This window comes from Mesorhizobium sp. M7A.F.Ca.CA.004.12.1.1 (genome assembly GCF_003997835.1).
In the GTDB taxonomy this organism is placed as follows: domain Bacteria; phylum Pseudomonadota; class Alphaproteobacteria; order Rhizobiales; family Rhizobiaceae; genus Mesorhizobium.
The window spans coordinates 1-9,960 of the sequence record NZ_RZRK01000151.1 but is presented as its reverse complement, the minus strand read 5'-3'; the positions used below and the strand labels follow the sequence as shown (position 1 = coordinate 9,960).

Sequence of the window (9,960 nt, the reverse complement as noted above, 5' to 3'; positions counted from 1 at the left end):
CTCTCTGTTATGGCCGAACGCGTCTTCGCCGCCGGTTTCGTCTGGCGCGTCATCGAGCAGAAATGGCCGGGCTTCGAGGAGGCGTTTCTGCGCTTCGAGCCGAAGCGGCTGCTGTTCCAGCCCGATGATTTCTGGCACGATCTGACGGCCGACCAGCGCATCGTGCGCAACCCGCAGAAGATCAGATCCGTGCGCGACAACGCCGCCTTCGTCGAGCGCGTGTCGAAGGAATATGGCGGCTTCGGCCAATTCCTCGCAAACTGGCCGGCGGACGACCAGGTCGGGCTGATGGCCTGGCTCGGCAAGCATGGCAGCCGGTTGGGCGGCAATACGGGCCAGTATTTCCTGCGCTGGCTGGGTTGGGATGCGTTCGTCATCTCGGGCGATATGGCCGCGGCGTTGCGCGACGCCGGCCTCGACATCGCCGAAAGCCCGACCTCGAAGAGGGACCTCGACAAGATCCAGGCACAGATCAACCAGTGGGTGGTGCAGACAGGCCTGCCGCGCCGGCATATTTCACGCATCTTGGCGATGTCGATCGGCGAGAATCATTCGCCGCAAGCGTTGCGCGAATATATGGGCGACGATTGATACCTGGTCGTCTCGCCACGATTGAAGCACGTCGATCGGTCCGCACACGATTGACGTATGTCAATCGGTCCGAATTGGTCCAAACGAACGCCATTGCCCGGGCAATTTTGCCGCGCTAAGTCAGCAGGCATGACCAAGAAGCTCGACATCCTGCGCATCGCCGTCGCCCAGCTCAATCCGACTGTCGGCGACATATCAGGCAATCTCGCCAAGGCCCGCGAGGCGAGGGCGGATGCCGCACGCCAAGGCGCCGATCTCGTGCTCTATACCGAGCTTTTCCTCGCCGGCTACCCGCCGGAGGATCTGGTGCTGAAGCCGGCCTTTTTGAAAGCCTGCGAAAAGACGGCACAGGACTTTGCCGCCGACACCGCGGATGGCGGTCCCGGCGTCATCATCGGCACGCCGTTGAAGCGCAAGAGCGGCACGCACAATTCGATCGTCTTCGCCGATGGCGGCAAGATCATCGCCGAACGCTACAAGCTCGATCTGCCGAACTACGGCGAGTTCGACGAGAAGCGCGTCTTCCAGGCCGGACCCGAGATCCAGGGGCCGGTCAATTTCCGCGGCGTGCGCATCGGAGTTCCGATCTGCGAGGACATCTGGGGCGACGTCGATATCTGCGAGTCGCTGGCCGAAAGCGGGGCGGAAATCCTGCTGGTGCCGAACGGCTCGCCCTATTATCGCGCCAAGATCGATGTCCGCCACCAGGTCGTCATCCGCCAGGTCATCGAATGCGGGCTGCCGATGATCTATGCCAACCAGCTTGGCGGGCAGGACGAGTTGATCTTCGACGGCGCGTCGTTTGCCATTGGCGCCGACAAGACGCTTGCCTTCCAGATGAGCCAGTTCGAGGAAGCGGTCGACATCACCACCTGGAAAAGACAAGGGGATCACTGGGTCTGCTCGGAAGGGCCGATGTCGAAAATCCCGGACCGGGAGGAGGCCGACTATCGCGCCTGCATGTTGGGCCTGCGCGACTACGTCAACAAGAACGGCTTCAAGAATGTGGTGCTTGGTCTGTCCGGCGGCATCGATTCGGCGATCTGCGCGGCGCTTGCCGTCGATGCGCTCGGCGAGGAACGCCTGCGCGCCGTCATGATGCCCTATCGCTACACCTCGAAGGACTCGCTGAAGGATGCCGAGGATTGCGCCCGGGCGCTCGGCTGCCGCTATGACATCGTGCCGATCTTCGAGCCGGTCGAAGGGTTTCTGCACGCGCTGACGCAGATATTCGAAGGCACCAAGGAAGGCATCACCGAGGAGAATTTGCAGAGCCGCGCGCGCGGCACCATCCTGATGGCGATCTCCAACAAGTTCGGCTCGATGGTTGTCACCACGGGCAACAAGAGCGAGATGTCGGTTGGCTACGCCACGCTCTATGGCGACATGAATGGCGGCTTCAATCCGATCAAGGACCTTTACAAGATGCAGGTCTACGCGCTGTCGCGCTGGCGCAACAGCCACGTGCCGCCGGGCGCGCTCGGGCCCTCGGGCGAGGTGATCCCGAAAAACATCATCGACAAGGCGCCATCGGCGGAATTGCGCGAGAACCAGACCGACCAGGATTCGCTGCCGCCCTATCCGGTGCTGGACGACATCCTCGAATGCCTGGTGGAAAATGAGATGGGTGTCGACGACATCGTCGCGCGCGGCCATGACCGGGCGACGGTGACGCGCATCGAGCATCTGCTCTACATCGCAGAATACAAGCGAAGGCAGGCCGCGCCGGGCGTGAAGATCACCAAAAAGAATTTTGGTCGCGACCGCCGCTATCCCATCACCAACCGGTTCAGGGATCGCGGCTGATAGTCTGATTTCATTGACTCCAGCTTCCCTCTTTCTCGGCTTTCGCGAGTGATAACATGGGATCAGTCCCGTTGTTCGAGGGCAAAGTTCACCACAACCTGAGCCTGCGGCGTAGGGACATGGAATTTTTCCGAAAGCTCCGATGCAAGTTCGTCGCCACGCGACGCCCACAGATCATGGAAGTCTACGACAGTAGCGCCGATTAACTCACCACTGCGGTCGTAGCGCCAAACGATACCTGACTTGTCCTCGATGCCGCGAGCGGCAACGTCCCTCCGACGGCTTATGTAGAGCACGTCGGAATCGGCATCATAAACGACCTCGAAAGCGCTAATCCTGCTCATCTGGCCTCCGATACACCAACTCTCGGTCGCCGGTCGTCTCTGCGAAGTAGAATGTTTTAACACGACCTGATGTTCCATCACCTACCAATTTCACAGGCAACCTAAGAGGGTCGCCTGTGGCATTGGTGCTCTCTGTATCAACGAAAACCACTGAATTTCCGTAACTTTTTTCGACATGGGTTGGATTGCTGATCGCTGAACCCACTGCGATCTCGATAGAAGGCAGTTCGACCGGCACTTCAGGGTGCTCGGTCTTAACATGTTCGATGGTGCTTTCGTAAAGTCTGACTTCCTTCAGTCCCGGCACTGCATCGGTCGAGATGACCTTGTAGCCGGTCACTTCTTTTTTCTCGCACCCTCGGCGGCGATCCGCCGTGTATAGGCGGTCTGAATCTCGCCCCATTCCGCTTCGTATTCGGCAAGTTGCCGAGCAAGGATTGTCTGCAGGTCTTTCGCCGTTCCGGGGCTTAGATGAACGACGGCCGCTGGCAGCATCATCCCTGCATGTGTATTTTTTGCGATGACGGGCACCTGCCTAGCAAAGATAACGCTGATGTCGGTGCTACTGACAAAAAGCTGGACGCTGGCGCCGTAGAACTCCGGTGTATTGAGGTGCGTAACGTCTGCTGCCGCAACTTCAACGGCCCCCTCTATCTCATCCGATAGTCTGGTCGCCTTTGCCGGCCTTGTCGGCGGCTTTGCCGGCCTTGTCGCACTTGCTGCTTTTGCCATTTTACTTTGCCCCGCCCCTTTGTTCTTAGGCAGTCACCTTATCTTATTGGAATTGCCAAGCAAGAGGCGGGGATGGTCGGGCTCGAACCGACGACCCCTCGCTTCTTAGACGAGTGCGCTACCAACTGCGCTACACCCTGATAGACGGTTTCCCGTCCAGCGCGGAAATGGGGATCGACTCGACCACTTTCAAGTCACATGTTCGAAGGGGATAGTCGCGAAACAAATGTCATTTGGACGGTAAAGCCATGCCCGACTGTGAAATCAGCTTCGACATGTCACGGATCGATTTCCGCGCGACATCGGACCTGTTGATGGCAAGCTATTGGGGCGCCGGACGCACTGATGAAGTCCATCGCCGCGCCTTTGCCAATTCGCTTTGCGTCGGCGCCTATGTCGACGGCAGGCAAGTCGGCTTCGGCCGCGCGATCACCGACCGCACGGTGTTCGCCTATCTCGCCGACATCATCATCTGGCCCGGGCATCGCGGGCAAGGCATCGGTAGCCGGCTCGTCCAGGCCCTTATCGATCATCCTGAAGTCAGGACTGTTTTCCACTGGAGCCTGTCGACCAGCGACGCACACGGCGTCTATGAGAAGCTTGGGTTCAAGCCATCGACCGATGGCCGCTACATGCGCTTGGATCGCATTCCTGAATGAGGCGCGCGGCTTGCTCCGTTGTTGCAAAATAATCGCAGTGGTTGGACCAGATACACTTTTGGCGTGAACTCGTCTTGGCGATGCATCGGAGCGTCTCTATAAGGACACCTCCGCAATTGTCTTGCGGGAGGTCCGAATGGCAGTATTTCACATGGTAATGCGAGGCCGCGAAGCCTAGGTCTCATCCGGCGCTCCGCGAAGGTTCCCCTTCGTGCCGATGCCGGACCGAGCACAGGCTTATGCCGATGCCGATCGCCGCCCGATTTGGGCGATACGCCAAATATGCCACTCCGCTTCCGGGCACTCATTGGCTCCTTGCGCGGCTTCTTCAATTTTCGACTTACTGGGATCGGGCTCGTTTGTGCCCGAATGACATCATGGCTCGTTTTAAGATCGATTTGCGCGCGAGCGCCTTTCGCAGCGTTCTTGGCTTCACGCTTACCCATTGGCGGCGCCAGCCTTGGCGGCTCTCGCTCATCATGGGCAGCTTCCTGCTGTCGACGCTGGCCGATGTGCTGACGCCGCTCTATTCCGGCCGGCTGGTCGACGCCGTCGCCAGCAGCGCCGGCGCCGACGCGATTGCCTGGAATGCCGCGATGACGGCGTTCTCGATGTTGATGGCGCTCGCGCTGGCCGGCGCCGTGTTGCGCAACCTGGCGTTCATGGGGATCGTCGAGCTGACTTTGAAGATGATGGCCGACATCGCCGCCGATGCTTTCCATCGCGTCCAGCGCTTTTCCACCGACTGGCATGCCAACAGCTTTGCCGGCTCGACCGTGCGCAAGGTGACGCGCGGCATGTGGGCGCTCGACCTGCTCAACGACACCATCCTCATCGCGCTGCTGCCGTCAATCGTCATGCTGGTCGGCTCGACATTGCTGCTTGGCTGGTTCTGGCCGTTGATGGGGGCGGTCGTTGCTGCCGGTTCGGTGCTGTTCATCACGGTGACGGCGCTGCTGTCGCTTGGCTATGTCGCGCCGGCGGCAAGGCTCGCCAACACGTGGGATACCCGCCTCGGCGGCTCGCTGGCCGACGCGGTCAGCTGCAACGCCGTGGTCAAGGGCTTTGGCGCCGAGGAGCGCGAAGAACGCCGACTGGCCAAGGTCGTCGCCAAATGGCGTGCGCGCACACGGCGCACCTGGGTGCGCGGCACCATCAACGGCACCACGCAAGGGGTGCTGCTGCTGGTCATGCGCGCCGCGGTGATCGGCCTGGCGCTGATGCTGTGGTCGTGGGGGCAGGCGAGCGCCGGCGACGTTGCCTTCGTGCTGACCTCGCTCTTCGTGCTGCAGGGCTATCTCAGGGATATCGGCACGCATATCCGCAATCTGCAGCGCTCCATCAACGATATGGAAGAGCTGGTCGATTTCCAGTCCGAACCGCTCGGCATCGAGGACCGGCCCGGCGCCAAGCCGATCCGGATCACCGAAGGACGGATCAGCTTTGACAACGTGACCTTTCACTATGGCCATCACCGATCGGCGCTTTACCGCGACTTTTCGGTCGATATCGCGCCGGGTGAGCGCGTCGGGCTGGTCGGCCATTCGGGATCGGGCAAGACGACCTTCGTCAAGCTTATCCAGCGGCTCTATGATGTGAATGCGGGGAAAATCCTGGTCGACGGCCAGGACATCTCGCAGGTGGCGCAAGCCTCGCTGCGCGGGCAGATCGCCATCGTTCAGCAGGAGCCGATCCTGTTCCACCGGTCGCTGGCCGAAAACATCGCCTATGCCAGGCCGAGTGCGACGCAGGAGGAGATCGAGCATGCCGCGAAGTTGGCGAGTGCGCATGACTTCATCACCAGCCTGCCGAAGGGCTATGGCACGCTGGTCGGGGAACGCGGCGTGAAGCTGTCGGGCGGCGAACGTCAGCGCGTGGCGATCGCGCGCGCCTTCCTTGCCGATGCGCGCATCCTGATCCTCGACGAGGCGACATCGAGCCTCGATTCGGAGTCGGAGGTGCTGATCCAGCAGGCGATGGAGCGGCTGATGGTCGGCCGCACGACGCTGGTCATCGCGCACCGGCTTTCGACGGTGAGGGCGCTGGACCGGCTGCTGGTCTTCGATCGCGGCAACATCGTCGAGGAAGGCTCGCATAATGAACTGATCCGGCTGAAAGGCGGCATCTACCGCCGCCTGTTCGAGCGCCAGGCATTGGAACTGACCAAGGGACTTGTGAGCTGAGTTGAGGCGGCCTTCAGCTTCGGCCGGAGGCCGCCTCTGTCCGGCACGGTCAGCCCAGCGGGCTGGAGCAGGGCATGCGATCGCAAGGCCGCGGCCAACCCGCCGATCAGCGCAGCGATGCTGGCCGACTTGATTTGCCTGTGAAGCCCTGTCCGGATAGTAAGTCTTGAGACCTCTGTTCATCATACTGACCGAGATACGTTGTTTCTACCATTGGTTGATATATATCCGATGGAGGGCAACCCACGGATGTTCTTCACGATGCATCTTTCTGCAAATGCCGAGGAGAAGTTGGCTGCGCCGTCAGTGCTGGAATCTCAGCATGGCTCGGTTCGGCCGCTGGCTGCCGAAGATCTTGAGCGCGTCGCCGCACTCTTCCTGACGAAGTTTCGCCGGCGCCGGCGTCACCTCCTCGATCGCGCGATCGCGGAAACGGCCGCGTATATGAGAGAGATTTACCTCGACCCTGCCGGCCAGTCCGGGGAAAGCAACGCTCTTGTCCAGATCAACCGGCACGGTCGTCTGGGTGGATTCCTCGGCGTTCTGAAAGCCCGCTACGAGCTCAATGGAGCGCCATTGAATGCGGCGATCATCGGGCCGCTCATGGCCGACCCCGGCACCGATGACGGCTCGGCCGGACCCCAATTGCTGCGTGCCTTGCATCAAGGCGAATTCGATCTGCAGCTGACCGATTCGGCCAACCGGACATCCTTGGCCTTCGCGCGCCCGATGAAGTACCAACTCCTCCCGGTGCATTGTCTGGGATGGACATATGTTTTCCGGCCGGCGGCGATGGCCGCCGCCGCACTGCACCGTAAATGGCCTGGCCTGCCTCGCCTTGTACTCGATCCATGCGCAAGAGCATTCGATGCTCTCGCCAAGAAAAGGTTCGAGCCACCGGTCCTCCATTCATCGTCGCATCGCACCCATCGTGAGCCGATCGATGCCGTTCAATTTGCCGAGAAGCTGCCGACCCTCCTGTCTGGTTACGCTCTTCGGCCGAGTTGGAAGGATGGGGAACTTGCACGGCTGCTTGCGCTGGCGGCCGAGAAGCGGGCCGACGGCCCCCTTCATTTCGGTGGGACCTACGACGAAACGGGCAAAATGCTCGGTTGTTATGCCTTCTATGGTCAAGCCGGCGGCGTGGCGAACCTGTTGCAGATCCAGGCATCCGGATTGCACTGGGGCGCGACGCTGGATGCGCTTGTCGCCGCCGCATGGGAGATGGGCTGTGTGGGCATCACCGGACAGACGCAGACCAAATTCATACCTCAACTCTTTGGCTACAAGAATGTCTTCTTCCGCTATGCCGGGGGAACAATGGTCCGCTCGCGGATCGCCGAGGTCACGGAAGCGGTCCGCTCCGGCGACATCTTTATCGGTGGATTGGTGGGCGACCGCTGGACCCGCCTCAGTTCCGATGATTTCGGCCGCTGATCGCCTTCAAGCGCTACAAACTTGGGTTAATGGGTTCCTTCGGAGCCTTCGCCGACGCGTTGGCTGACGGAGCATCAAACGAAAAACCCGCCTGTGCGGCGGGTCGCTGGCGCAAATCAGCACCATAGCCAAATATGTACCATAGCTGAGGGCACCGAGTCAAGAAAAAATTCCTATCGTGAAAAGCTGCCGGCACAAATGGGCACCGCCGGCCTGGGCGCAGTCGGAGGCGTCCACCGTCCGGTCTTTTCATTCCAGCCGCCATGTTCTATGTCTGCCGGCCAGCGCGGGGGCGCGTCTTGTCAACCACAAAAGCATCCGGTACGCCCCGTTCATGACAGTTACCGTTCGTTTCGCCCCGTCGCCGACCGGCCGCATTCATATCGGCAATGCGCGCACGGCTCTGTTCAACTGGCTGTTTGCCATGAACAACAAGGGCCGATTCATCCAGCGCTTCGACGACACCGACATTGCGCGCTCGAAGCAGGAGTTTTCCGACGCCATCCTCTACGACCTGCATTGGTTGGGCATTTTTCCCGACGCCACCGAGTACCAGTCGCGGCGCTTCGATATCTATGACGCGGCGGTCGAGAGGTTGAAGGCGGCAGGCGTTCTCTATGCCTGCTATGAAACGCCGGAGGAACTCGATCTCAGGCGCAAGGTGCGCCGCACGCGCGGCCTGCCGCCGGTCTATGGCCGGGAGGCGCTGACGCTGACGCACGAGCAGATCGCCGAGTACCAGGCCGATGGCCGCCAGCCGCACTGGCGTTTTCTCCTCCCCAATTTCTCAGGCGATCCACAACAGCCGGAACGCACCGAAATCCACTGGAACGACCTGGTGCGCGGCGAGGAAACCGTCGATCTGGCTTCGCTTTCCGATCCGGTCCTGGTGCGCGAGGACGGCACCTATCTCTACACGCTGCCTTCCGTCGTCGACGACATCGAGATGGGCGTCAGCCATGTCATCCGCGGCGACGACCACGTCACCAACACCGGCGTGCAGATCGCCCTGTTCCAGGCGCTGGCTGCCGAGCCGCCAGTGTTCGGCCACCATAATCTCCTGACCACCGCATCGGGCGAGGGCTTGTCGAAGCGCACCGGCGCGCTCTCGATTGAAAGCCTGCGCGAGGACGGCATCGAGCCGATGGCCGTCGCATCATTGGCCGTCCTGGTAGGCACTTCGGAGAATGTCGCGGCGGTGCCGACGATGGGCGAACTCGCCGAACGCTTCGATCCGGCGGCGACATCGAAATCCGCCGCCAAGTTCGATCCGGACGAGCTGTTCGTGCTCAACCGGTCGCTGCTGCACCACATGCCGTTCGCCGAGGCACAAGACCGTCTGATCGTGCTCGGCGTCTCCGGCGAGCAGGCCGAACCGTTCTGGCTGGCGGTGCGCGGCAATCTCGACAGGCTGGCCGATGCGGTCAACTGGTGGCGTATCCTGCGCGACGGACCGCAGGAGAAGCCGGAATTTTCCGGTGACGACCGCGATTTCCTTCGACAGGCCTTCGATCTGCTGCCGGAGGAACCCTGGAGCGCGACGATCTGGAAGGACTGGACGGGCAAGATCAGGGAAGCGACCGGCCGCAAGGGCAAGGCGTTGTTCATGCCGCTCAGAACAGCCCTTACCGGACTGCCTTCGGGGCCGGAGCTTGCAGATCTATTGCCGCTGATGGGTCGGGAAGGAACGTTGGCCCGACGACCCTGACCTTGCGCTGTTCCGGCGGCAAGGCTGATATCGGCGACGTCACCGGCTTGGCGGAAACCCGCTTGATCGTCTCGCGGTCGAGCCCGCCTTCCTGATTGGCCAGCGTTTCGGGATCGGCACCTGGATCCGGTTTGGAGATCGGCACCGGAATGAACGGTGCGGAGTCCGTCTCGGGTTGCAACTGTTCCGGATTCGGCGGGTTGCCGGCGATGATCTGAAAACCCTGCGCGGCGGCGTTGCAGCCGCAAGCCGGCAGCCGCGACATATCGGGCTGCTTGTAGAGATAGGCGGTCGGCAATTCGCTGTAGGGCCGGCCGGTGACGGATGACGTCATCGAGGCCGAATCGTCGTCCATGCCGCGCGAATAGAAAACCTGCATCTCGGTGCCGGGGCAGCTCGATTCGCAATTCTTCTGGTCACGTTCGAAATCGCCTGCCGAGGCTGAGTTCGACATCGGGAAGAAGTAGCCGTCGCAGGTGCGCACACAGGAAGTGTGGAAC

At 61.3% G+C, this 9,960-nt stretch carries 10 protein-coding genes and 1 tRNA gene; 6 read left to right on the top strand and 5 right to left on the bottom strand.

Annotation, left to right across the window (positions count from 1 at the left end; genetic code table 11):
- On the top strand, window positions 1-591 hold a 591-nt coding region (locus tag EN984_RS10675), incomplete at its 5' end, for a DNA-3-methyladenine glycosylase I (protein WP_127372344.1).
- Window positions 592-720: 129 nt separating this feature from the next.
- A complete protein-coding gene (locus EN984_RS10670) occupies window positions 721-2,397 on the top strand; it encodes an NAD+ synthase (RefSeq protein ID WP_127268643.1) in 1,677 nt (558 codons plus the stop codon).
- 62 nt (window positions 2,398-2,459) lie between these two features.
- Here the strand turns inward: EN984_RS10670 and EN984_RS10665 are convergent, their stop codons facing one another.
- The 4 genes from EN984_RS10665 to EN984_RS10650 form a co-directional block, all read right to left on the bottom strand.
- On the bottom strand, window positions 2,460-2,741 hold the full coding sequence (locus tag EN984_RS10665; protein WP_164748895.1) for a DUF2283 domain-containing protein: 282 nt from the start codon (window positions 2,739-2,741) through the stop codon (window positions 2,460-2,462).
- Entirely contained in the window at window positions 2,728-3,081 is a 354-nt protein-coding gene (locus EN984_RS10660; RefSeq protein WP_127268641.1) for a hypothetical protein, read from the bottom strand. Before EN984_RS10660 ends, EN984_RS10665 begins: the two co-directional genes overlap by 14 nt.
- The gene (locus EN984_RS10655; protein ID WP_127268640.1) at window positions 3,078-3,473 is read right to left on the bottom strand and encodes a hypothetical protein; all 396 of its coding nucleotides are present in this window, start codon (window positions 3,471-3,473) and stop codon (window positions 3,078-3,080) included. Before EN984_RS10655 ends, EN984_RS10660 begins: the two co-directional genes overlap by 4 nt.
- 67 nt (window positions 3,474-3,540) lie before the next feature.
- Window positions 3,541-3,611: transfer RNA gene (locus tag EN984_RS10650), tRNA-Leu, on the bottom strand.
- Between the two features lie 110 nt (window positions 3,612-3,721).
- Between EN984_RS10650 and EN984_RS10645 the strand changes: the two genes are divergently transcribed.
- From EN984_RS10645 to gltX, 4 genes are all read left to right on the top strand, one after another.
- A complete protein-coding gene (locus EN984_RS10645) occupies window positions 3,722-4,132 on the top strand; it encodes a GNAT family N-acetyltransferase (protein WP_127268639.1) in 411 nt (136 codons plus the stop codon).
- Window positions 4,133-4,509: 377 nt separating this feature from the next.
- Complete coding sequence (locus EN984_RS10640; protein WP_127272158.1) at window positions 4,510-6,315, top strand: ABC transporter ATP-binding protein; 1,806 nt, start codon at window positions 4,510-4,512, stop codon at window positions 6,313-6,315.
- 249 nt (window positions 6,316-6,564) lie between these two features.
- Window positions 6,565-7,752: a hypothetical protein gene (locus tag EN984_RS10635; protein ID WP_236382810.1), complete on the top strand. Its 1,188-nt coding sequence runs from the start codon at window positions 6,565-6,567 to the stop codon at window positions 7,750-7,752.
- 334 nt (window positions 7,753-8,086) lie between these two features.
- Window positions 8,087-9,460, top strand: coding sequence for a glutamate--tRNA ligase (gene gltX, locus EN984_RS10630; RefSeq protein WP_127272346.1), 1,374 nt, complete (start codon window positions 8,087-8,089; stop codon window positions 9,458-9,460).
- Here gltX and EN984_RS10625 read toward each other — a convergent pair.
- On the bottom strand, window positions 9,378-9,960 hold a 583-nt coding region (locus tag EN984_RS10625; protein ID WP_127383734.1), incomplete at its 5' end, for a DUF2865 domain-containing protein. The genes gltX and EN984_RS10625 overlap by 83 nt on opposite strands.